The organism is Kordia sp. E (assembly GCF_056033805.1).
Genome location: NZ_JBRASR010000003.1, coordinates 1146966 through 1171191 on the forward strand (window position 1 = coordinate 1146966; position 24226 = coordinate 1171191).

Consider the following 24226-nt stretch of genomic DNA (forward strand, 5'->3'; position numbering starts at 1 on the left):
AGCTCGTAAAGATGAATACAATTTTAAACACCAAAATAAATTCAAATCGCATTTATAGTGCATTGTACATTCTTGCTTTTTTCTTAATTGCAAGTTGTAGTACTGATGAAACTCAAGAAGTAACTACACTTACCGATCGTGTTCTTGTGGACAATTTTGATGTAGACGGCGCACCAAACTCGGCTATATGGAATTATGAAACAGGAACTGGAGATAATGGTTGGGGTAATAATGAATTACAATACTATACTGACAGACCAGAGAACATAGTTGTAGAAGATGGAATGTTAAAAATAACAGCTCTTCAAGAACAGTTTGAAGGATCTGGATATACATCAGCTAGAATTACTACAAAAGGACTATATGCAAAAAAATATGGTCGCTTTGAAGCACGTATCAAATTGCCTTGGGGACAAGGTATTTGGCCAGCTTTCTGGTTATTAGGTGATAATATTGATACTGTTGGTTGGCCACAATGTGGAGAAATTGACATTATGGAATATCGTGGGCAAGAACCTACAATTGTTCATGGAAGTCTTCACGGACCAGGATATTCTGGAGGACAACCTATCACAAAAATGTATGAATTACAAAACGATCGATTTGATACTGACTTTCACATATTCGGTATTGAGTGGGGAGAAGGATATGTTAATTTTTATGTAGACGATGTATTATATAACCAAATTACTCCAGCAGATGTTACCGGAGAATGGGTGTATGATCATGAATTCTTCATAATTATGAATCTTGCAGTAGGAGGTTCTTTCGCAGGTTCTCCAAATGAAAATACTGTTTTCCCACAAACAATGTTAGTCGATTACGTAAGAGTATATCAATAAAAATAGAACAAAGCTTTCCATTAAAAGTTTTAATGGAAAGCTTACTAAAGTTGAAAACATTACATAGAAGTTGTACTTAAAGACCTATAATGATTAAAGAAATAACATTAGAACAAGACATTTTATCACATACATCTCAAATAGATTATGTTCATATAGAAAACGAAAAATTTTATAAAATCTCTAACAGTGATGCCATGCGATCATTTTTCATGAGCATTGTGAGCGATTCTAACCACTGGATGTTTATCTCCAGTAATGGAGGCTTAACTGCAGGACGAAAAAATTCGGAATTTTCATTATTTCCATATTATACTGACGATAAAATTACTGAGTCAGCAGAAATAACAGGAAGTAAATCTATTTTTCAAGTTGCCAAAAACAATAAGGTTCAACTTTGGGAACCGTTTTCAGAACGCTACGAAGGAATGTATGAAGTAACTCGTAATCTCTACAAAAACAATTACGGTAATAAAGTAATGTTTGAAGAGATCAATCACGATTTAAAGTTGACGTTTCGTTACCAATGGAATTCAAGTGATCAGTACGGATTTGTAAAAAAATCAATACTCACAAACAATTCAAACGAAACGGTTGATATTTCTGTTTTAGATGGAATTCAAAATATATTACCGTACGGAGTTGGTTCAGATTTACAAAATGCAAGTAGCAATTTAGTTGATGCATACAAGCGAAATGAATTAGAAGAAAGTACAGGATTAGGTATTTATGCGCTTAGCGCGATAATTGTAGACAAAGCCGAACCGAGTGAAGCTTTAAAAGCCAATGTAGTTTGGTCATTAGGGTTTGACAATGCTCGTTACTTACTATCGTCATTGCAATTAAGAGATTTCCGTAAACGTCATCCAATTCAACAAGAAATTGATGTAAAAGCCGAAAAAGGAGCTTATTTCATCAATGCAGATGTAAGTTTAAAAGCTTCAGAAAGCAAAGACTGGATTACGGTTACAAACGTAAATCAAGATCATTCAGATATTGCAATACTATCAAATAGTATAAAAAATGAAGCTGATTTAGCTGAAAAAGTACAACAAAATATAAATGTTGGTACAGAACGTTTAATAGCGCTCAATGCTGCTTCTGACGGATTGCAATTATCAGCAGATAAATTTAGAGATACACGTCACTTCTCAAACACGTTATTCAACATTATGCGTGGTGGAATCTTTGACGATAACTATCAGATAGAGAAGTGGGACTTTGTAGACTATCTAGCGAAAGCGAACAAAAAAGTAGCCCGAACTTCAGAAGAAGTAATTAAAGATTTACCAGAAGAATTTACAATTTCTACCTTACAAGAAATTGCATATGCAAGTCAAGACAAAAACTTTAGACGTTTATGTTTAGAATACATGCCATTAAAATTCAGTCGTCGTCACGGAGATCCAAGTCGTCCTTGGAATAAATTCTCTATTAACACACGAAGTGAAGTTGATGGTTCAAAAATATTAGATTATGAAGGAAACTGGCGTGATATTTTCCAAAACTGGGAAGCGTTAGCACATTCATATCCAGAATTTATTGAAAGCATGATTCATAAATTCTTAAATGCAACAACATTTGACGGTTACAATCCATACCGTGTTACCAAAGGAGGTTTCGATTGGGAAACAATTGAACCAGACGATCCTTGGTCGTACATAGGATATTGGGGAGATCACCAAATCATATACTTACAGAAATTCTTAGAAATCATTGAAAGCCACAAACCAGGAAAATTGGAAAGCTTCTTTGATAAAGACTTATTTGTATATGCAAATGTACCTTACAAGATAAAAAAATATCAAGATTTACTAAAAAACCCAAAAGATACTATTGAATTCGATGAAGATTTAGATATCAATATTCGCAACGAGAGAGAAAAACTTGGTGCTGATGGTGCGTTACTTCGTGATGAAAGTAGATTTATTGTAAAAGTAAATTTTGTAGAAAAAATATTAGCAACAACACTTGCAAAACTATCTAATTTCATTCCTGAAGGTGGTATTTGGATGAATACACAACGTCCAGAATGGAATGATGCGAATAATGCATTGGTAGGAAATGGAGTTTCAATGGTAACACTTTACTATTTAAGACGTTTCCTAAAGTTTTTCAATGGAGTATTTGCAAACACAACAACAGAAACAGTTGAAATCTCGAAAGAATTAGCAGAATTCTATCACAAAATTTCAAATACATTCTCAACACACAAAAGTTTATTAGCTGGAAAAATTAATGATACTGCACGTAAACAAGTCTTAGATGGGTTAGGAAATGCAGGAAGTGAATTTAGAGAGCACATTTATACTAATGCATTTTCTGGAAGAAAAACGACAATTACAATCAATGAGATTAAAGAATTCGTCGAAACGAGTCTTGCATATTTAGAACATTCAATAGAAGCAAATAAGCGAGCAGACAATCTGTATCATGCATACAATCTAATGACTGTTGAAGATAACGGAGATGTTTCAGTTTCGTACTTAAGCGAAATGTTAGAAGGTCAAGTAGCAGTATTAAGTTCTGGCTACATAGACTCTAAAGAAGCTTTAGCTGTACTTGATGCATTAAAAAGCAGCAAACTATTCCGACCAGATCAGTATAGTTATTTACTCTATCCAAATAAAGAGTTAGTTGGATTCATTCAACGTAATAAAATTCCAAAAGAAGCTGTTGCAAAGTCAAAACTATTAAATGAGTTACTAAAAGATAACAACGGAAGTATCATTTCAAAAGATATAAGAGGTGAATACCATTTTAATGGAAACTTTAAAAATGCAGGTGATTTAAACGAGGCTTTACAAGGATTAAGCGAAACGGTATACAAAGAATTAGCATTGACTGAAACTTCGGATCTGTTAGAAATCTTTGAAGAAGTATTCAATCATAAAGAATTTACAGGTCGTTCTGGAACATTCTATGGATATGAAGGTTTAGGTTCTATCTACTGGCACATGGTTTCAAAGCTACAATTAGCTGTATTTGAATGTTGTATCAAAGCAATTAGAGCAAAAGAAAGTGATGAAGTTATTGGTAGACTATTAGAACACTATTACGAAATTAATGAAGGTATTGGAGTTCACAAATCTCCATCGTTATATGGTGCTTTTCCAACGGATCCGTATTCACATACGCCAGGAGGAAAAGGTGCTCAGCAACCTGGAATGACAGGACAAGTAAAAGAAGACATCTTAAGTCGTTTTGGCGAGTTAGGTGTATTTGTAACAGAAGGAGAACTATATTTTGATCCTTGTATGTTGCGTCAGAATGAATTTTTACTAAAAGACAGCACATTTAACTATATAAGTATTACAAAAGAACAAAAACAAATTTCAGTTCAAAAAGGATCATTGTGCTTTACATACTGTCAAGTGCCTGTTATCTATACAATTGCCGATGCATACGGACTAACGGTTCATTTCAAAGATGGATCAAGCAAAGCATACGAAAACTTACGTTTAGATGCAGCTACAAGTCAGCAAGTATTCAATCGTGCAGACGAAGTAACTCAAATCAATGTGAATATTAAAAAAAGTCATTTAAAGTAAAAAATTAAAAACGACATGAGAACATTAAAGCACATATCGAAGCTTGTATTGGTAACGCTATTAATGGTGTCTTGTGAAAATTCACAGAAAAAAAAGGCATCGTCGCCAGAACCATTAACACAAAAAGAAGTGACTGCGAAAGATATATTAGGAAATAAAGACTATTTAGCAATCTCATACGGAGGTTATAGAGACACATTACGTGATATTCAACCAACAATTGAAGAGCTAAAAGAAGATATCAAGATTCTCCATGCGATGGATATTCGAATTTTGCGTACGTATAATGTACAACTACCACATGCAACTAGCATTTTAAAAGCTATCAGGGAACTGAAAAACGAAGACACAAATTTTGAGATGTATGTCATGTTAGGTGCGTGGATTGATTGTAAAAATGCTTGGACAGACCAAGTACCCGATCACAATCAGGAAAGTGAACAAAACGAAGGTGAAATTGCACGAGCTGTCGCATTGGCGAATCAATATGATGATATCGTAAAAATAATAGCAGTAGGTAACGAAGCCATGGTAAAATGGGCAGCAAGTTACTACGTACAGCCAGACGTAATTTTAAAATGGGTAAACCATTTACAAGATTTAAAAGCAACTGGAAAACTATCGAAAGACTTGTGGATTACAAGTTCTGACAACTTTGCTTCTTGGGGCGGTGGCGATAGTATCTATCATGTGGAAGACTTAAACAAGTTAATCAAAGCAGTAGATTATATTTCTATGCATACGTATCCAATGCACGATACGCACTATCATCCTGTTTTTTGGGGAATAGAAGAAGGTTTGAAAAAATCGAGCCTTGAAAAAATTGATGATGCTATGATCAGTGCAAAAGAATATGCTATTTCTCAATATGATAGTGTATTTAATTACATGAAAAGTTTAGGAGTTAATAAACCAATTCATATAGGAGAAACTGGTTGGGCTTCATCTTCAAACGGACATTACGGAAATACTGGAAGTAAAGCGACAGACGAATACAAAGAAGCACTTTATTACAAGCACATGCGCGAATGGACAACAGAAGCAAACATGTCATGCTTCTACTTTGAAGCTTTTGATGAAGTTTGGAAAGACGCACGTAATCCTGGAGGTTCTGAAAACCACTTTGGATTATTCACAATAGATGGAAAAGCAAAATATGCACTTTGGGATTTAGTTGACAAAGGAAATTTTAAGGGTTTATACAGAAATGGAAATCAAATCACAAAAACTTATAATGGCAACAAAGACTCATTGCTTTTAGAAGTGCAATTGCCACCAGTAAAAGCAAAATCAGCAGTAAATCACTAAGTATGAAAAACATAAAAACATATAGTTTGATAATGATTCTCATGATGGTAATTGGGTGTAAAGAGGAAACAAAAACACCTGAATTGCAAGCAGAAATACTAGAAACATCTGAAAGCGGAAACAAGTTAACACCTGTAACTGAATTCACAACAGCTGAAAACGCTACTGAAATAGTTCTTTCTCCTGAAAAGCAATACCAAACAATTACTGGTTTTGGAGGTGCTTTTACAGAATCGTCAGCATATTTATTAAACAAATTGAGTAAAGAAAATAGAGATAAAATCATCAAAGCATACTTTGACAAAGATGGTGCAAACTACTCGTTAACGCGTACACACATGAATTCTTGTGATTTCTCACTCACAAACTATTCATATACGCCAGTTGCAGATGATGTAAACTTAGAACACTTTACCATACAAGAAGATCGTGATGATCTTATTCCAATGATAAAAGATGCTATGGCAGCTTCACAAGACGGATTCAAAATATTTGGATCACCTTGGTCAGCAGCACCATGGATGAAAGATAACAACGACTGGGTTGGCGGAAAATTATTGCCTAAGTATTATGATACATGGGCATTATTCTTTTCAAAATACGTAGATGCATACAAAGCAGAAGGAATTGACATTTGGGGATTTACAGTTGAAAATGAACCACATGGAAACGGAAACAACTGGGAAAGTATGCACTTTACACCAGAAGAAATGACAACATTTGTGCAACATCATTTGGGTCCAAAATTGGAAGCAGATGGAAAAGGTGATTTAATTATTCTTGGATATGATCAAAATCGTGAAGGTTTAAAAGAATGGGTTGACGTTATGTATAAAGACGAAGCTTCTTCTAAATACTACGACGGAACAGCTATTCACTGGTATGAGAGCACATATGACTATTTCCCTGAAGCATTGCAGTACGCCCACAACAAAGCCCCAAACAAATATCTAATTGAAACAGAAGGTTGTGTAGATTCACAAGTTCCTGTTTGGAAAGATGATGCTTGGTATTGGAAAAAAGAAGCAACAGATTGGGGCTGGGATTGGGCACCAGAACATCAAAAACATTTACATCCAAAATATGCACCTGTGAATCGCTATGCGCGAGATATCATAGGTTGCTTAAACAATTGGGTTGACGGTTGGGTAGACTGGAATATGGTACTTGACAGACAAGGTGGACCAAACTGGTTTAAAAACTGGTGTATAGCACCTGTAATTGTCGATCCAGATGCAGACGAAGTTTACATGACGCCACTTTACTACACAATGGCACATTTTAGCAAATACATTCGTCCAGGCGCAAAAGTAATTGATGCAAGTAATACAGACAAAGACTTAATGGTAACCGCGGCACAAAACCCAGACGGAACTATTGCCGTAGTTGTATTCAATGAAGGAAAAACAGAAAAATATTTTACACTAAAATTAGGAGAAAAAGCAAAAAACATCTCAATAAAGCCACAAGCGATTCAAACAATCGTATTAAATAAATAAACAATTAACCAACTAACTAAAACCAACATACATGAGTCAAACAAGTTCTTCATCAGGCAAAGTCCATATGGGCCAAAAAATCGCTTTTGGATTTGGAATGCTAGCCAATCAAATGTTTCCAGCAGCATTGGGAATTTTTATGGTTGTCTTAATTCAAGATTTAGGATTTCCAACTTGGATGTGGGGAGTTTTATTTTTTCTTCCACGTGTATTTGATTCCATTACCGATCCAGTTATGGGCTTCATTTCAGACAATACAAGATCTGTTTGGGGTAGACGTAGACAATATGTGCTTTTAGGTGCTATCATCATGGGTGTTTCATTTGCACTTATGTGGCAATTGCATAAGGGTGATGGTCTAACATATAACTTTACTTACTTTTTATTATGGTCTTTAGTTTTTTATCTTGGTCTTACCATTTTTTCTGTTCCTTATGTTGCTATGGGATATGAAATGAGTGATGATTTTCATGAACGAACAAACATCATGGCAGTGGCTCAGTGGATAGGGCAATGGGCATGGGTAATTGCACCATGGTTTTGGGTTATAATGTATGATCCAGAATGGTTTGCAGGTGGAGCGGATGTTGCTACTAGAACTATTGCTGTTTGGGTTGCCGTTATTTGCGCCGTTTTAGCAATGATTCCTGCTTTATTTATAAAAAGTAAATCAACCAAAGATGACGACAGTTTAACTCCTTTAACATTGAAAACTATTGGAGGAAGTCTTAAACAAATTATAGAAAATTTTAAAGAAGCATTCAAAATTGCTGTTTTTAGAAAACTATGTTTCTCTACCTTTTTAATTTTCAATGCATTTAATACAGTAGCAGGTTTCTCATTCTTTATTGTAGTATATTATCTATTTAACGGTGATGCCGGTGCGGCTGGAATTTGGCCAACATTGTTAGGAAGTGTAGGTGCTTTAGTAACTACTTTCATAGTAATTCCTATTGTGGCTCGTATGTCAAGAGTATTAGGGAAAAAGAAAGCATTTTTAGTATCACAAGCAATTTCTGTTGTAGGATACCTAATGCTTTGGTTTTTATTTATTCCAGGTAAACCGTATATGTTTTTATTTGCATTACCTTTTTTCTCCTTTGGAATAGGAAGTTTATTTACACTGATGATGTCAATGACTTCAGATGTTATAGATATAGATGAATTAAATACTGGAAAGCGTAGAGAAGGCGTTTTTGGAGCTATTTATTGGTGGATGGTAAAGTTTGGTTTTGCAATTGCAGGATTATTAACAGGAGCTATTATGGCATTAGTAGGCTTTGTGCCGGATGCTGATAATTCCGAAGCTTCTATCACTGGAATACGATTATTTTATTCAGGCTTACCAATTGCTGGTACACTAGCTGCTATGTGGATAATGCGTGATTATGACCTTACAGAAGAAAAAGCATTAGAAATAAGTGCGAAACTTGAAAGAAGGAAAAATGCTCCAAAAGAGGTGATTACTTCATACTATGAAGGAGCAAAGTTATCATCATTAGGAGGTCTTGACTTTAAAATTGATACAACAAAAGATATTGATTTTAGTTCAAAAAGTACAGCAGAAATTACAACGCTATTCAAAGACTCTCTATACAAAGGAATGCACGGATTGTGCTTTAGTCCATATAAGGAAGGACAAGATATTGGAGATCAACTAACAGAAGATCAAATTATTAGTAGAATAAATGTTATCGCTTCACATACCAAATGGGTACGTTCTTTCTCATGTACAGATGGAAACGAATTCATTCCAAAAGTTGCACGTGCAAGAGGATTAAAAACTGTAGTTGGAGCTTGGATAAGTGCTGATAAAGAACGTAATGAACAAGAAATAAATTCGTTAATCAATCTTGCAAAAAGCGGATTGGTAGATACTGCAGTAATAGGAAATGAAGTATTAATGCGAAATGAATTAAGCGAAAAAGAAATCATAAACTACATAAAACGAGTTAAAACTGCATTGCCAAATATTCCAATTGGATATGTAGATGCATACTATCAATTTATAGATCGTCCAAAGCTTATTGAAGCATGTGATTTAGTATTAATAAACTGTTATCCATTTTGGGAAGGAAGTAGTATTGAAAATTCATCCGTATACCTAAGACAAATGTATGCACTTACACAAAAAATAGCAAAAGATAAAAAAGTAATCATTACTGAAACAGGTTGGCCAGATCAAGGATCACACTCAAGTGGAGCAGTGCCTTCTTCAGAAAACGCAATGAAATACTTTATAAATACACAACAATGGTCTAAAAACGAAAATGTAGAAATATTTTATTTCTCATCATTTGATGAATCATGGAAAGTACGCCATGAAGGTGATTTAGGAGCGCGTTGGGGAATATGGGATAAAAACGAAAAATTAAAATTTATTTAAAAAATAATAGATGCCAAAAAAAATGCATCTGTCTGTAAATTTTAAAGACAACTAATAAATTAATATAGAATACAATTAAGAAATGTCATATAGAGAAGAAGATTATCGTTTATACGAAGGCATAAATTTTACAGAACATTCAGGAATAGACTTTGAAAAGTATTCTCTTGAAGAATTAAAAAAACTTTGGAAAGCTACCTTAAATAAAGGGATGCATGGTATTTGTTTTAGTATGTATGAAGATGGTCAAGAGCCAGGAGATGTTATAAGCGAAGAACAAGTAGAAAGAAGGATAAAAATTCTAAAATCATATTCAAAATGGGTACGTTCTTTCTCATGTATAGAAGGAAATGAACACATTCCACGTTTTGCAAAAAAACACGGAATGAAAACTATGGTTGGTGCTTGGTTAGGAGATGATAAAGAAGACAACGAAAAAGAAATTGAAGCATTAATTCAATTAGGGAAAGAAGGTTTAGTAGACATTGCAGCTGTTGGAAATGAAGTTTTATATAGAAACGATTTAACACTTGAAGAGTTATTAAACTATATCAGAAGAGTAAAAGAAGCATTGCCAAATGTACAAGTAGGATATGTAGATGCATACTATGAATTTTCAGTGCATCCAGAACTTGTAGAAATCAGTGATGTTATTCTAAGCAACTGTTATCCATATTGGGAAGGCTGTCATATTGATGGTTCTTTAGCACACATGCAACAAATGTTTGGTCAAGCGTCGCATGCTGCAAATGGTAAAAAAGTAATTATTACTGAAACAGGTTGGCCAAGTGAAGGTGGAAGTTTACGAGGAGCAGAATCTTCGGAAATCAACGCCATGAAATACTTTATAAATACGCAAGTTTGGGCAAACAAAGACAATGTTGAAACATTTTACTTCTCATCATTTGATGAATCTTGGAAAACAGGAGATGAAGGTGATGTTGGTGCATATTGGGGACTTTGGGACAAACATGAGCAACTAAAATTTTAACTTATAAAAAATAATGTCTGTACGAAAAGAGAAATTTTTTGCGTTAGCCGCCTTAGAATTTGAAGGAGAATCTTTAGATGACTTAAAAGCCCAATGGTGGAAAACATTAGATGCAGGAATGCATGGATTATGTTTTAGTCCTTATGAAGAAGGACAGAAACCAGGTGATATGCTTTCAGAAGCACAAGTAAGACGTCGATTAGAAATTATCAAACCCTACACAAATTGGGTTCGGTCATTCTCGTGTACAGAAGGAAATGAAATAGTGCCTGTTATTGCAAAAGAATTAGGCATGAAAACTTTAGTAGGTGCTTGGTTAGGGAATAACCCTGAAGTCAATGAAGCAGAAATAGAAGGACTAATTACCCTAGCCAATAATGGATATGTAGATATAGCAGCAGTAGGAAATGAAGTTATGTATCGTGGTGATCTTACAGAAGAAGAACTCCTAAAATTTATTTACTATGCAAAAGAACAAATCAAAGGAATTCCTGTTGGCTATGTAGACGCATACTATGAATTTGCAGAACGTCCAGCAATTACAGAAGCATGTGATGTAATCCTTGCAAACTGTTATCCTTTTTGGGAAGGTTGCGATCAAGATTATTCTATGTTATATATGAAAGATATGTATAATAGAGCAATGCGAGCTGGAAACGGAAAAAAAGTCATCATTACAGAAACTGGATGGCCAAACAAGGGAACAAACTTAGAAGGAGCTTTTCCATCTGACATGAACGCGATTAAATATTTTATAAACACTCAAAAGTGGTCTAAGGAAGAAGACATTGAAATCTTTTACTTCTCATCATTTGATGAATCTTGGAAAACAGGAGATGAAGGTGATGTTGGTGCATATTGGGGACTTTGGGATAAGGATGAAAATTTTAAGTTCTAAATCTTATTGTATAGATAAAGAGTAACCTCCGTTTCACTACAACATTACCACAACATTACCACAACATTTTAAATATAAGTACTTTAATACGCTGTTTTACAATTAAATAAAACCCTTTAGAAGTACTATATCTATTGAGTACAACATTTTTTTTAACGCCTGTATATTTTTTGTTGTAGTGGTAAATTCTCTTTCTTAAGAATATAAATATATATTGTGAAAGAATAAAAAGTGCTCCTTGAAAGTAAAAATTAAGAGTTAATTAATTATCGAATATCGATCTAATCAATTTGAAATTTATATGATGCACATTTTATTATAGACAATAAAAAATTAAACACTAATACCTAAATTAAAAATATTTAATATGAAAAAAATTACATTCTTATGTATGCTATTGATTTCTACAATAGCTTTTGCACAACCAACAGACAATGCTACAGATCCACCTGCTAGAGATGCTGCAGATGTAATCTCTATTTTTAGTGATACATATGCAAACGTTCCTGGTTCAGATTACAACCCAAATTGGGGACAGGCTGGTTTTGGTTCGGCAAATACAGCTTTCGATCCTGGTACTGGTAACGTAGTATTAGCATATCCAAATTTTAACTACCAAGGAAATCAATATGGTAGTGCTCAAAATATTGCTTCAATGGAGTTTTTACATGTTGATATTTGGATAGACGGAACATTTAACCCAAATGTTTTTGTAATTAGTTCAGGACCAGAAATTGCTCATCCAATTACAAACACTGGTTCAGGGACTTGGATTAGTGTAGATATTCCTATTGCTGGAATTACTGGAAATACTTCTTCAGCAATACAATTTAAGTTCGATGGAGGAAATGGAACTACAGACGCTATTTATGTAGATAACTTATATTTTTGGAAAAACCCAACAGCAGCAGGTTCTGATGCTACATTAAGTGATTTACAAGTTGATGGAGCTACTATAGCAGGATTTGGTCCTGGAACAACGGATTATACAGTAGAATTAGCTCCTGGAACAGTTGTAGTTCCACAAATTACTACAGCAACATCAACCGACCCAGCAGCGACGAGTGTAAATATTACACAAGCACCAGCAATTCCAGGTGATGCAACAGTGGTAGTTACTTCTCAAAATGGTATGGTTATGGAAACATATACAGTATCTTTTGCAATAAGCGGACCAGCTACGGCAGCTCCAACACCACCAAATAGAGCAGCAGCAGATGTAGTATCTATCTATAGTGATACTTACTCAAATATTGCAGTAAGTACATATGATGCAGGATGGTGCGGTGTAGCAGTATCAGAAGTAGCTATTGGCGGTAACAATATGTTTAAAAAGAATACAGGTGTTCCTTGTCAAGGAATTGATTTTTCTGCTAATAGACAAAACTTAACAGATTTTACACATATACATTTTGATTTCTATACTGATGATGTTGATTTAGTAGGAGATGTATTCAATGTAAAATTAGTTGACTTTGCTGGAGGAGGCGGAGAGGCTTCTGCTTTAGAAGTAAATATCAATACAGGAACTATGCCTGCTATTGTTGCTGGAACTTGGGTTTCTGTTGATGTAGATATTACTTCATTAGGAGGAGTTGTAGCAAACAACTTAACAAGAAGTGATATAGCTCAAATTGGAATTACAACAGCTAACTTAACAAATGTTTGGTACGATAACATCTACTTACATAAAAATACAGTTTTAAGTACAGAAGAATTCAATACAGCATCATTCAAAACATATCCAAATCCTACAAACAATTCATGGAATGTTGTAACAGATGATACTGTGATTAACACAATACAAGTATTTGATATTTCAGGAAGACAAGTAATGGCAATTGAGCCAAAGTCTACACACGCAACTATCGATGCTACTACATTGCAAGGTGGAATTTACTTTGCTAGAGTTGGTACAGATAAAGGTACTAGTAGTGTGAAATTAGTTAAGAACTAATAGTTTAGTAATTAAGTGTTAAAAGTGTGTTTATGAAAATAGGCACACTTTTTTATACTTTAAGAATTTAAGTTATTACTTTTACCAGTACATTTCAGATCTAAAACAAATAAAACCGTAAGCAATGAAAAACGTAGTTTCTTTAAAATCACTCGCAAAAGAATTAAACATATCTGTGTCTACGGTTTCAAAATCATTGAACAATAGTGAAGAAATAAGTGCACAAACAAAAGAACGTGTAAAGAATCTGGCAAAATTAAGAGGCTATTCTCCAAATCCTATAGCTGTGCGTTTGCAAAAGCAAGAGACAATGCAAATTGGTGTCATTATACCAAGTATTGAAAATCCATTTTTTGCATCTGTGTTAAAAGGAATTGATGAAATAACAAACACATCAAAATACAATATCATTACATTCTTTAGTAATGAAAGTCTTCAAAAAGAAAAAGAATGTCTTGACCATTTTTCACGTGGAAATGTAGATGGAATTCTGATCTGTATAGCTGAAGAAACGAACAAAAAGAAAACATTTGATCATATCATAGAAATTAAACAAAAGGGAATTCCTTTGGTATTATTTGATCGTATTCCTATGCAACCACTCGGTTTTGATGTAGTACATGTAAATGATTATGATAGTATTACCAGCGCATATGAATATCTTGAAAATAAAAACTGTACTAATATTGCCTTTGTATCTTCCATTCCAACGCTTATTGTTGGACGCTTGCGCGAAGATGGATATGTATCCAAAACGAACAATCCAACAGTAATTGCATTTGAAGATTTAAATGAATTACAGCGTACGCTAGATAAAACGTTGAAAGAAGGAACAATAGATGGATTAATTGCCGCCGATATCAATGCTACGTTACTATGTAATAGTGCAATTCAAAAAAGAGGATTAAAATTCTCAGAAGAAATCTCTTTAATAGGGTATGTAAATGCAGCACAAAATGATTTATCATATCCTAAAATTTCATACATCGATCAGCATCCACAAGAAATTGGAAAACAAACGGCACGCATATTATTAGAACGTTTGGAATCAAAAAATGAAAACAAAGACATTAAAGATATCGTTCTAAATACTACAATTACCATAGGTGATACAAGCGCTTAATTGTTGTGATTCTTTAATATAAAGAATGCTATTATCTAAACATTTTACAATCATACACATATAAAAACTTCTAAGATTATTGTACTTTTGACAAAAGTAGAATAATGAAGTATATATTTCCCGCATTTTTAATGCTATTGTTGAGTCAATTTGCAGTAGGTCAAGTTGTAATAAATGAAATTGATTGTGATACACCTGGAACAGACACCGGAGAATTCATCGAATTAAAATCTGCAACACCAAACTTTGCACTAGACGGATATGTTTTGGTATTATTTAATGGTTCTACTTCTGGAAATGATAGTAGTTACTTTGCACTAGATTTAGACGGACAAGTAACGGATGTCAATGGTTTATTATTAATTGGAAGTAATACAGTTTCACCAGTTCCACAACTATTAATTGGTTCCAATGTCATTCAAAATGGAGCAGATGCAGTTGCAATATATCAAGCAGATAGTTTTGACTTTCCACAAGGAACACAAGCAACAACTACCGATTTAATAGATGCTATTGTGTATGATACAGGCGAATCTGATGACGTAGGATTACTAGGTTTATTAGGCTTAACAACACAAATAAGCGAAGGTGGAAACAACAATACAAATTCCATTCAACGCGATGAAACTGATGGAAGCTATTATACAGCAACGCCAACACCACGACAATTAAACGATGGAAGTGGAGTTGCTCTAAACGGAATTTCAATCAATGTTGCTAATGATCAATATACAGAAGGTGAAATGTTTACAATTGAATTCTCTACGGAAACCGCTGTAACTTCTAACCTAGATATCACATTTTCATTAGATAATGGAACGTTTGATACTGCTGACTTTACAGGAAGTACAATGGTAACGATTCCTACGGGACAAACAACTATTACTACCTCAATTACACTTATTGATGATACTTTAGATGAAGGAGATGAAGAATTAGTAATCAATCTTGTAGATAACTTTTCAGTAGAATATATCATTCTAAATGATGGTCTTTTAATTAGAGCTGTAGATAATGATTTTACAGTAGCTCCATTCGGAACACCATTAAACCCAACATTTGGAACGGTTTCAAGTACAGCGCCAAATAATTATTATGACACAATGGATGGTTTAGCTGATAATGCTTTGCGTGATGCAATGCAGGCTATTATTTCTGAACTTGGAGTAGTACGTGCACAAACGTATGCAGATGTATATAACATATTGCGTGAAGCAGATCAAAACCCTGCAAATAGTAATCAGGTTTGGTTGGTATATACGGAACAAGGACGTGCAAAACTAGATCAACAATCAGGTTCAAACAGTACTGGAGCTTGGAATAGAGAACATACATTTCCACGCTCATTAGCAGGTTATGAAAGTATAGAAGCAGATGATATTGCAGATGGAAGAGATGTGTTTTGGATTACAAGACCAGATTCATTACGACATGGAAATTCTGATGCGCATGCATTACGTGCAAGTGATGGACCCGAAAATAGTTCGAGAGGAAATCAACATTACGGACAATATACAGGCCCAACTGGAACTGCGGGAAGCTTTCGTGGCGATGTTGCACGAAGTGTATTGTTTTTAGCAGTTCGTTACAACGGATTATCTATAGAAAACGGTTTTCCTGCAGTAGAAGGACAATTAGGTGATTTAAATACACTTTTAGATTGGCATAGAAATGATCCACCAGATGATTTTGAAATGAATCGTAATAATGTTGTATATACGTGGCAATTCAACAGAAACCCATTTATAGATCATCCAGAATTGGTAGAACATATTTGGGGAAATCAAGTTGGAATTTCTTGGTTGCAACCATTATCTACAGAAGAATTTACGGCTGATTCAGTAAAAATATATCCAAATCCGACAAAAAATAAAATTACAATTCTAGGAATAGAAGAAGATGCTACATTAGAAGTGTATGCCTTAGACGGTCGAAAATTACTAACAAGTAAATTCTCAGGAATGACAACAATTCCACTAAATCTTACAAGCGGAATTTATCTTTCAAAAATTATAGCAAACGGAAAAACCTTGACAAAAAAGATTGTAATTCAGTAAGTTTATTGAGCATATAATTTGGATACTATTAATTATACCATTACCAACCTTGTAGATTTTCTTGGCTTAGTACAAGGAGTCTTTTTAGGTATATACTTAATGGTAGAAAATAAAAAGAACAGACCAACATTATTACTTGGCGCTTTCTTAATAGCATTTAGTTTTGAACTTCTAGGAACAATTTTAGACGATTCAAATATTATAGAGCATTATCCATCCTTATTATATTTACCAATAAACTTTTATTACTTAACAATGCCTTTGTTTTATTTATATGTAAAACACATTACGGATACAAAACTTTCAAATAGGCATATTTTCATAGTACTCTTACCAGGAATTATAGAATTTATAGTAACACTAACTCTTTGCTTATTACCAGTAACAACAAAGGTTGGTTTAGAAGATAATTTATTATTTGAATTTCCTTTCATAGTTCTTATTATATTCTCTTTCCCGTACTCTGTATACTATGTTATAAAGACAATACGACATATTAATAGACATAATAAAAAGGTAAATGCGTATTATTCAAACACAGCAGGAAAGCTTCTAAGTTGGGCAAAAAAGGTAGCATACTTTATGTTAGTTTTTAGCTTTCTATGGATTATAGAAGCTTTTCAAGAAGATAAATTCTTTGAAGATTATACATATCCTATACTATCTTCAGTTAACGTAATATTTATTTTTTGGATAGGAATTTCTGGATTACGTCAATCTAGAATACCTATACTAGAAAGTGAAATAGAATTACCAAAAGAAGATACTAATGATTCTATAGTGGAGTTTAGTTCTGAAACAAAGAAATTAATTGCGTTAATGGAAGAAGCACAATTATATAAAGAATCCGATTTATCATTAGCAGATGTTGCCAAAGCAGCACAAATTCCGCAACGAAATCTTTCACAACTCATCAAAGAACATACAAACAAAAACTTCAATCAGTTTGTAAATTATTACCGAGTAGAAGAAGCAAAACGACTTCTAAAAGATCCTAATTATGACAATTTGAACATGCTAGGAATTGCCTTTGAAGCAGGATTCAGTTCAAAAGCAACATTCTATGCCGTTTTTAAACAATTTGTTGGAAAAACCCCAAATACTTATAAACAAGCAGTTTAGTTAAGTAGTCTAGAGTCCAGAATTATGTAAAAGAGTCTAAAATCACGATTTCAGACTTACCTATCTATATCCAAGACCTTTTTCGAACAATTACATTTCATCTTTGTAGAAACAAAATCAAAGTCGAACAAACTTTAAAAAATTATAGATATGAAAAAACTAATTGTAGTAGGGTTATTAATCCTTGGATCAGTATTCGGAGCAAATGCACAACAAAAATATGAATACAAAGTAATTACAAGTGTAGAATCAATTGTCGCAAATGGATTGGGAAGATCTCGTTTAATTTCAGCTTCTGAAGATAGAGATTATAAAAAATTTACGTCAAAGCGTTCTGAAGAAAATGACGAACGAAACAAAGCAAAACGAAAAGACATTCGTGTAAAGAATTTTGAAGAAACAAAATTATTAAACTTCTATAACCTCGGTGGAATTCGTTTTCAAAACATTGTTGCTAATGATGCAGTAGTGACTTCAAAAATTAACACGATGGGAGACGAAGGTTGGGAATTAGCTTTTGTTGTTAGCGGAGTTGAAAGTGATGCTGGAGAAGAAGATGGACAAGGGATTTACATAACGCGATATATTTTTAAACGTGTAAAAGAACAAAAAGAAAAAGAATAACCGCTTGTTTAAAACAAAACTAACCACCAAATCATTAATTCTAGAAAGATGAATTTTAAAAACTATAAAAAAGAAAACTTTGCTTTCTTACTTATTGTTTGGACCATTTTTTTGATATGGGAATTACAAGTTGCAAAGTGGGCAAAAACGGTTGAAGAACCTGTTATGCGAGTAGATTTAATAGTAATATTGCCAGGAATAATCATCCTTAGTTATTACTTATTGAGAAGCTTGAAAAAAGAATAATAATTTATAATGAGATACATCAAATGAAAAATATAATAACATACATAAGCATTATAGTTTTTTGTGTAATTGGTTCATGTAATGCACAAAAAACGATAACTGCAAGTACACAAAATACATGTGAAGAAAAAGAAGGTTACTGGTATAATAATAAATGTTGGGAAGGATTTTCGGATGAAGGAATTGCCAAAAAAGATATTGATAGTGTAGTAAACGCACAAATGAAATTATTGAAGGAAAGTTCAATTACAATGAATGGAAAAAAGCATGATATCAATTTCTTTTTTCCAGAACAAGATGAAGGTAGCATACTATTAATTACTGCATTTAAAGAGATGCAAGAAACAGTAATAGTGATTGTGCCAGAAGACGATATCAAAGAAGGTGAGAAGTCAAAATTTGAGGCACAAGCTATCTATCTAAAAGGAAATATTATGGATAGTAGTAAAGATCCACAAATGGTTGGACAAGGAACCGCAACTGGAACTGTTGATGAAGACTTTAATGTAGAAATCAACGGTACACTAGAGACTGAAAATACGAAGTATACATTTAATGTCAAAGGAAATGAAGCTATCATGGGCGCTGGAAACAGTAACATAGAAATCAAAGGAAATGAAGCATACCTTTCAGGTACTTTGGGAACAATAACTTATCATCAAATCAAAAATATAATTGATAACCATAAAAATGTAAAAACTATAGTATTAACGCAGGTTGATGGCTCTATCAACGATGCTGTAAACATGCATACAGGACGTATTTTAAGAGAAGCAGGATTAAATACCAAAGTATTGGCGGATAGTGATATTGCATCTGGAGGCGTTGATTTATTCTGTGCAGGAAACAAAAGAACCATAACTAAAGGAGCCAAGCTAGGCGTGCATTCATGGGCAGGTGGAGAAATGAAAGCAGATGAATTACCAAAAGATCATCCAGCACATCAATATCAAATAGCATACTTCACACAAATGCTAGGAGAAAAAAATGGTCCAGATTTTTATTTCTATACACTTTCAGCAGCGCCACCAGAAACGGTACACTATATGTCAGATCAAGAGGTAAAAGATTGGAAACTAGAACAATAATTAATAAAAATCGCTATGAAAAAACTAAATATAAAATACACGCTATTGTTACTATGCTTGACAACATTATTCATTGCATGTAAAAGTGACGATGATACAATTACGGACTATTCAACAGTAACAGTTTTTGATATTTTCACGGTTCAACCTGATAATGAAACCGTTTTAATGAATGGAGAAATTAAAAGTAGAACATTACAGGATTTCAATAATATGTTGACAGGTCATCCTGAAATAAAACGCATACACATGGCTGAAGTTCCAGGTTCTAATGATGATGAAATTAACTTTCAAGTAGGAGTGAAGCTTCGTCAAAATGGAATCAATACACACATATTAGACAATGGTTTTATAGCTTCTGGTGGTGTTGATTTGTTTTTAGCTGGCGTTAAAAGAACAAGAGGAACTAATACTAGAATAGGAGTACACTCTTGGTCTGACGGTGCAGGAAATGAAGCAACAGATTTTCCAGTAGATAGCGCTGAACACTTACCAAACATACAATACTATGTAAATGTAGGACATTCACAAGAATGGGCTAGAGATTTCTATTTTTTCACAATCAATGCAGCTTCAGCAGCTAATATTCATTGGATGACAGAAGCAGAAATTACACAGTACGGAGTAATTACAGAATAAATTAAAAAAACACTATGAAAAACATACATATCAAATATTATCTATTAGCTCTATTTATAGGAACAGTATTCACTTCTTGTAGCTCAGATGATGATGTTACAACTGTTGTAACTGGATATCAACAAACGGTTATTCCAACGACGATCGAAGATTTATATCAAGCAAACGGATTAGCAACAAAAGATACCGTAATTGTATATGCACATGGAGGACCAACTCCTTCATTAGATACTCAAGATGCTGAAGAATCACAATTTCAAAATTATTACCGAGTATATGTAAAACAAGCACAACATATCAATCAGACAGTAATGAATAATGAAATTACTTTTGATCAAGCAATTTCTGAAGATACTATATCTACAGAAATGTATTATAAAGTATTAAAACACTTCAAGGATGAAGGTAAAGTTGTCATTGCAATGTCACATTCATTTGGCTCTTTTATCCTTCCAAATGTGTTGGCAACCAAACCAAACATTGCAGATAAAGTAGTCATTATGGCTGGACGTTTAGACATGCCTGCTATTGTATGGGAAAATTTTAGAGACGGAAATTTCTATGGTTTTCCAGATGGTGTAACGCCAACAGCAGGTGGTGATCCACCAGTAACTGGAGGAGAATTATCATATACAAGATTGCAAGCAGGTTTAGGTAAAAATAGATTTACAACGCTTCTGGCAACAAAAAATATAACCAATGTGATCTATGTGTTTGGAACTAGAGATGAAGCCGTAGGAAGCTTAACAGCGGCTGAAGAACAATTTTTAACTACAAAGAATGCAACAGTTCTAAAATTAGAAAATGGAGATCATAGTTCTATGTTTCAACCAGATGCTTTAAATGCAATTCTAGGAGAAATTAGACAATAAAAAAACATACATTATTTTAATTGTTTTTGATGAAAAAACTCTGGCTAGTAAAATAGTTCGGAGTTTTTTTTATCGTTTCGTTCCATACGCTAAGTCACCAGCATCACCCAATCCTGGCATAATATAACCACGACTATTCAATTCGTCATCAACGGCAGCAATCCATAAATGTGTATCTTCTGGAAAATGCTCTTTTACGTAATCTACACCTTGCGTAGAACCTAACACAGACATAATATGTATATTTTTTGGTGTTCCTTGTTGTAATAACACATCATATACATTTTTCATGGTACGACCAGTTGCCAACATCGGATCAACTAATAACAAGGTTTTTCCTTCCAAAGATGGCGTTGCCATATAATTTACGACAATTTCAAATTCGTCTCCATCATCAATATGATCGCGATACGCAGAAACAAAAGCGTTTTCTGCTTTATCAAAATAATTCAAAATCCCTTGATGTAAAGGCAAGCCAGCACGAAGAATAGAACAAATGACAACATCTTGTTCAGGTAAAGCCATTTCTTTAGTTCCTAATGGCGTTTCTACGATTTCTGAAGTATTCACTAATGTTTTACTACACTCATAGCTTAGAATTTCTCCAATACGTTCTATATTTCGGCGAAAGCGCATGGAATCTTTTTGAATAGAAACATCGCGCAACTCAGAAATAAATTGATTCATTAAAGAAGATTGTGTTGTAAAATCGTGAATTATCATAAAAACTGGTTTAGGATTGCAATATTACTAAATTTTCTATTGGTAGCGTGAGTTCGATATAAAAACTCAACAGTGACTTTGTCTTTTGTTGACGCCTGTGCTGAACTTGATTCAGTATTCTTAGTGCGAGCAAAGACAACGGAAATAAAAATATGAAATTTAATATTTTATGAATCACACATAGTAAATACTTTCTAAATTTTCTTTGAATAAAACTTATATCCAACCTAGATATTGATAATATAACTTCCCAAGTACGATCAAAAAGGTAACTTTCACATAATCTACTACAAAACAAATATCAATTCACTTTTAGTATATTCGCCAAAAATAAAAGCAATGTTAAAAGGAGTTTTATTTGATATGGATGGTGTAATTGTGGATACTGAGCCATTGCATCACAAAGCCTACAATGGTATGTTTGATGAAGTTGGAATAGATGTTTCTCCAGCATTATACCAATCATTTACAGGACAATCTACCATCAATATCTGTAAAAAACTGTGTGATCATTTTAACTTATCAGAAGCTCCTGAAACGTTAGTTCAATTAAAACGAAATAACTTCAAACATCTATTTGCAAACGATCCAAGTTTAACGTTGATTGATGGTGTTTTGGACATTATTAAAGAATATCACGCTAATAATTTAAAATTAGTATTGGCTTCTTCGGCTTCAATGATGACGATTGATAATGTTTTTGAACGCTTTGATTTAAATCAATACTTCATTGCAAAATTTAGTGGAGCTGATTTAAAACAATCAAAACCACATCCTGAAATCTTTGAAAAAGCAGCGTTTGCAACAGGTTATGAACGTTCAAATTGTATGGTCATTGAAGATTCTACCAATGGAATCAAAGCGGCAAATGCAGCAGGAATCTTTTGTGTTGGATATGATAGTGTACATTCCAAAAATCAAGATTATACCATTGCGAACATGGTCATTTCTGACTTTTCAGAGATTCAGCATAATAAAATTCAGGAAGTTTTTAAAAAGTAATTGCATTTTTATAAAGATGTTATTTTTTTGTTTCTAAAATAACAACCTCAATAGTATCTTTCTTTATGTTAATAAGTGTTTTTTGATTATCAAGTTTAGAGTCAAAAGTAAAAAAAGAATATTCCTTTGTTTTTTGATAAGGTCTTGATGACATAATTGGCATAGATTTATGTAAAGTATCAACTATAGTGAACTTCCCCTCTTTGTATTTGCTTAAAATAATATCTATAAAACGATTTCCTATAGACCTATCGGGTTCACTTTCGTGTAGTATATAAAGTTCATCATTTGAAATAAATGTATCTAAAATTTCTTCACCACGAGATTCTATAATCATTTCCGTTCCTTTTCGTATATCATCGCGACTTATTTTTTCTCTGAGCCACCAATTATTTACAGCTTTATGATCGTCTAATGCTGTTAATTTGGTAGGATCTTCAACTTTGAGAATATAGCTAGAACTCATCATGTGATTTAGCGTGGATGTTAAGTAATACTCACCATTCAATTTATGTACTTCAGCGAGGCATGTAGCTTCACAACTGTATGTTTTTTTTGTCTTTTTATGTTCAAAAAATGCAGTTCCGCCAAATTCACCATTACATTGAGCGCTAATGACATATTCATCATCTTCAAAGAAAGTTTCACTAAAGTTATTATTTCTATATATGATCCATTCTTTCTTTTCGTTAGCATAAATATTTAATTGCTTAGAATTATCAAGGTGAAAATTTTTTGAATCAATTTTTGGTTGCATTTTTTTTGTGAGATGTGGATCAATTTCAAAACTCTTATCCAAGAAGAGCAACTCATTTTGTTCCGTAATTGCAACAAAACCATCTTCAAATTTTAAGCATTGTTTAAATTTTTGAGCGCTACTAAGGTTCGATTTAATTAGTATAGGAGTTTTTTGTGTTTCCTGTTTTGAACAAGAAAACAATAACAAAGAAAAAACACTGAAAATAAATATTTTCATGATTGTAAATTGAATAGATATATAATCAAAACGTAGATTTCTAATTCTTAGTGTTGTTCAATCTAAAGTCTAAGCAAATGTTATTAATCCGCTAATGTTTTAATATAAAAACCATGCGTTTCAACCAATCCAACAACATCATGTTCTGTGACATTATTTTTTGCTTCAATCCGAAGAACATTATCTATATCTTCAAGATCAACGGACCATTTTAAAATTCCTGAATGCATATTAAATGCAGGTTCTAAATACTTTACTTTATCTTCTGATTGTATATCTGTTTGAAATATTAAAATTTCCATAATGAAAGTTAAAAAATGAT

20 protein-coding genes are annotated in these 24226 nt (G+C 33.3%); 17 read left to right on the forward strand and 3 right to left on the reverse strand.

Translation table 11 applies throughout. The features are described from left to right. Positions 1-11: 11 nt before the first annotated feature. From ACUUYC_RS17980 to ACUUYC_RS18055, 16 genes are all read left to right on the forward strand, one after another. Positions 12-842: a glycoside hydrolase family 16 protein gene (locus ACUUYC_RS17980; RefSeq protein ID WP_474268062.1), complete on the forward strand. Its 831-nt coding sequence runs from the start codon at positions 12-14 to the stop codon at positions 840-842. 89 nt (positions 843-931) lie between these two features. Beyond that, positions 932-4393 (forward strand): hypothetical protein, encoded by a 3462-nt coding sequence (locus ACUUYC_RS17985; RefSeq protein WP_474268063.1) that lies wholly within the window; start codon positions 932-934, stop codon positions 4391-4393. A gap of 15 nt (positions 4394-4408) precedes the next feature. Continuing rightward, positions 4409-5701: a glycosyl hydrolase family 17 protein gene (locus ACUUYC_RS17990; protein WP_474268064.1), complete on the forward strand. Its 1293-nt coding sequence runs from the start codon at positions 4409-4411 to the stop codon at positions 5699-5701. Positions 5702-5703: 2 nt separating this feature from the next. Further along, positions 5704-7200: a glycoside hydrolase family 30 protein gene (locus ACUUYC_RS17995; RefSeq protein WP_474268065.1), complete on the forward strand. Its 1497-nt coding sequence runs from the start codon at positions 5704-5706 to the stop codon at positions 7198-7200. 31 nt (positions 7201-7231) lie between these two features. Beyond that, complete coding sequence (locus tag ACUUYC_RS18000) at positions 7232-9586, forward strand: MFS transporter (RefSeq protein ID WP_474268066.1); 2355 nt, start codon at positions 7232-7234, stop codon at positions 9584-9586. Positions 9587-9668: 82 nt separating this feature from the next. After that, on the forward strand, positions 9669-10577 hold the full coding sequence (locus tag ACUUYC_RS18005; RefSeq protein ID WP_474268067.1) for a glycoside hydrolase family 17 protein: 909 nt from the start codon (positions 9669-9671) through the stop codon (positions 10575-10577). Between the two features lie 13 nt (positions 10578-10590). Further along, positions 10591-11475 (forward strand): glycoside hydrolase family 17 protein, encoded by an 885-nt coding sequence (locus ACUUYC_RS18010; RefSeq protein WP_474268068.1) that lies wholly within the window; start codon positions 10591-10593, stop codon positions 11473-11475. A 367-nt stretch (positions 11476-11842) separates the two neighbouring features. Next, a complete protein-coding gene (locus ACUUYC_RS18015; RefSeq protein ID WP_474268069.1) occupies positions 11843-13432 on the forward strand; it encodes a T9SS type A sorting domain-containing protein in 1590 nt (529 codons plus the stop codon). A 124-nt stretch (positions 13433-13556) separates the two neighbouring features. Further along, complete coding sequence (locus ACUUYC_RS18020; protein WP_474268070.1) at positions 13557-14555, forward strand: LacI family DNA-binding transcriptional regulator; 999 nt, start codon at positions 13557-13559, stop codon at positions 14553-14555. Between the two features lie 104 nt (positions 14556-14659). Then, a complete protein-coding gene (locus ACUUYC_RS18025; protein ID WP_474268071.1) occupies positions 14660-16612 on the forward strand; it encodes an endonuclease in 1953 nt (650 codons plus the stop codon). An 18-nt stretch (positions 16613-16630) separates the two neighbouring features. Continuing rightward, on the forward strand, positions 16631-17734 hold the full coding sequence (locus tag ACUUYC_RS18030; RefSeq protein WP_474268072.1) for a helix-turn-helix domain-containing protein: 1104 nt from the start codon (positions 16631-16633) through the stop codon (positions 17732-17734). A 150-nt stretch (positions 17735-17884) separates the two neighbouring features. Continuing rightward, the gene (locus ACUUYC_RS18035; protein ID WP_474268073.1) at positions 17885-18358 is read left to right on the forward strand and encodes a hypothetical protein; all 474 of its coding nucleotides are present in this window, start codon (positions 17885-17887) and stop codon (positions 18356-18358) included. A gap of 48 nt (positions 18359-18406) precedes the next feature. After that, positions 18407-18604 carry a hypothetical protein gene (locus ACUUYC_RS18040; RefSeq protein WP_474268074.1) on the forward strand — a complete coding sequence of 66 codons (198 nt, stop codon included), beginning with the start codon at positions 18407-18409 and terminating at the stop codon, positions 18602-18604. A gap of 23 nt (positions 18605-18627) precedes the next feature. Then, entirely contained in the window at positions 18628-19692 is a 1065-nt protein-coding gene (locus tag ACUUYC_RS18045; protein ID WP_474268075.1) for a hypothetical protein, read from the forward strand. 15 nt (positions 19693-19707) lie between these two features. Next, positions 19708-20331 carry a hypothetical protein gene (locus ACUUYC_RS18050; protein WP_474268076.1) on the forward strand — a complete coding sequence of 208 codons (624 nt, stop codon included), beginning with the start codon at positions 19708-19710 and terminating at the stop codon, positions 20329-20331. Between the two features lie 14 nt (positions 20332-20345). Further along, positions 20346-21203 (forward strand): alpha/beta hydrolase, encoded by an 858-nt coding sequence (locus ACUUYC_RS18055; protein WP_474268077.1) that lies wholly within the window; start codon positions 20346-20348, stop codon positions 21201-21203. Between the two features lie 69 nt (positions 21204-21272). Here ACUUYC_RS18055 and upp read toward each other — a convergent pair whose 3' ends face one another. Beyond that, entirely contained in the window at positions 21273-21926 is a 654-nt protein-coding gene (gene upp, locus ACUUYC_RS18060) for a uracil phosphoribosyltransferase (RefSeq protein ID WP_474268078.1), read from the reverse strand. Between the two features lie 339 nt (positions 21927-22265). Here upp and ACUUYC_RS18065 point away from each other — a divergent pair, with 339 nt between their 5' ends. Then, entirely contained in the window at positions 22266-22928 is a 663-nt protein-coding gene (locus ACUUYC_RS18065) for an HAD family hydrolase (protein ID WP_474268079.1), read from the forward strand. Between the two features lie 19 nt (positions 22929-22947). Here the strand turns inward: ACUUYC_RS18065 and ACUUYC_RS18070 are convergent, their stop codons facing one another. Both ACUUYC_RS18070 and ACUUYC_RS18075 read right to left on the reverse strand, forming a co-directional pair. Continuing rightward, complete coding sequence (locus tag ACUUYC_RS18070) at positions 22948-23685, reverse strand: hypothetical protein (protein WP_474268080.1); 738 nt, start codon at positions 23683-23685, stop codon at positions 22948-22950. Between the two features lie 302 nt (positions 23686-23987). After that, complete coding sequence (locus tag ACUUYC_RS18075; RefSeq protein WP_474268081.1) at positions 23988-24206, reverse strand: hypothetical protein; 219 nt, start codon at positions 24204-24206, stop codon at positions 23988-23990. Between the last annotated feature and the right edge of the window lie 20 nt (positions 24207-24226).

Excerpts from the sequence above, each read along its gene's own strand:
- ACUUYC_RS18020 (WP_474268070.1), top strand. The coding sequence starts at position 13,557 with ATGAAAAACGTAGTTTCTTTAAAATCACTCGCAAAAGAATTAAACATA.
- ACUUYC_RS18005 (WP_474268067.1), top strand. The coding sequence starts at position 9,669 with ATGTCATATAGAGAAGAAGATTATCGTTTATACGAAGGCATAAATTTT.
- ACUUYC_RS17990 (WP_474268064.1), top strand. The coding sequence starts at position 4,409 with ATGAGAACATTAAAGCACATATCGAAGCTTGTATTGGTAACGCTATTA.
- ACUUYC_RS18075 (WP_474268081.1), bottom strand. The coding sequence starts at position 24,206 with ATGGAAATTTTAATATTTCAAACAGATATACAATCAGAAGATAAAGTA.
- ACUUYC_RS18010 (WP_474268068.1), top strand. The coding sequence starts at position 10,591 with ATGTCTGTACGAAAAGAGAAATTTTTTGCGTTAGCCGCCTTAGAATTT.
- ACUUYC_RS18065 (WP_474268079.1), top strand. The coding sequence starts at position 22,266 with ATGTTAAAAGGAGTTTTATTTGATATGGATGGTGTAATTGTGGATACT.
- ACUUYC_RS17985 (WP_474268063.1), top strand. The coding sequence starts at position 932 with ATGATTAAAGAAATAACATTAGAACAAGACATTTTATCACATACATCT.
- ACUUYC_RS18015 (WP_474268069.1), top strand. The coding sequence starts at position 11,843 with ATGAAAAAAATTACATTCTTATGTATGCTATTGATTTCTACAATAGCT.
- ACUUYC_RS18050 (WP_474268076.1), top strand. The coding sequence starts at position 19,708 with ATGAAAAAACTAAATATAAAATACACGCTATTGTTACTATGCTTGACA.
- ACUUYC_RS18055 (WP_474268077.1), top strand. The coding sequence starts at position 20,346 with ATGAAAAACATACATATCAAATATTATCTATTAGCTCTATTTATAGGA.
- ACUUYC_RS18040 (WP_474268074.1), top strand. The coding sequence starts at position 18,407 with ATGAATTTTAAAAACTATAAAAAAGAAAACTTTGCTTTCTTACTTATT.
- ACUUYC_RS18045 (WP_474268075.1), top strand. The coding sequence starts at position 18,628 with ATGAAAAATATAATAACATACATAAGCATTATAGTTTTTTGTGTAATT.
- ACUUYC_RS17980 (WP_474268062.1), top strand. The coding sequence starts at position 12 with ATGAATACAATTTTAAACACCAAAATAAATTCAAATCGCATTTATAGT.
- ACUUYC_RS18025 (WP_474268071.1), top strand. The coding sequence starts at position 14,660 with ATGAAGTATATATTTCCCGCATTTTTAATGCTATTGTTGAGTCAATTT.
- ACUUYC_RS18035 (WP_474268073.1), top strand. The coding sequence starts at position 17,885 with ATGAAAAAACTAATTGTAGTAGGGTTATTAATCCTTGGATCAGTATTC.
- ACUUYC_RS18000 (WP_474268066.1), top strand. The coding sequence starts at position 7,232 with ATGAGTCAAACAAGTTCTTCATCAGGCAAAGTCCATATGGGCCAAAAA.
- upp (WP_474268078.1), bottom strand. The coding sequence starts at position 21,926 with ATGATAATTCACGATTTTACAACACAATCTTCTTTAATGAATCAATTT.
- ACUUYC_RS18070 (WP_474268080.1), bottom strand. The coding sequence starts at position 23,685 with ATGCAACCAAAAATTGATTCAAAAAATTTTCACCTTGATAATTCTAAG.
- ACUUYC_RS17995 (WP_474268065.1), top strand. The coding sequence starts at position 5,704 with ATGAAAAACATAAAAACATATAGTTTGATAATGATTCTCATGATGGTA.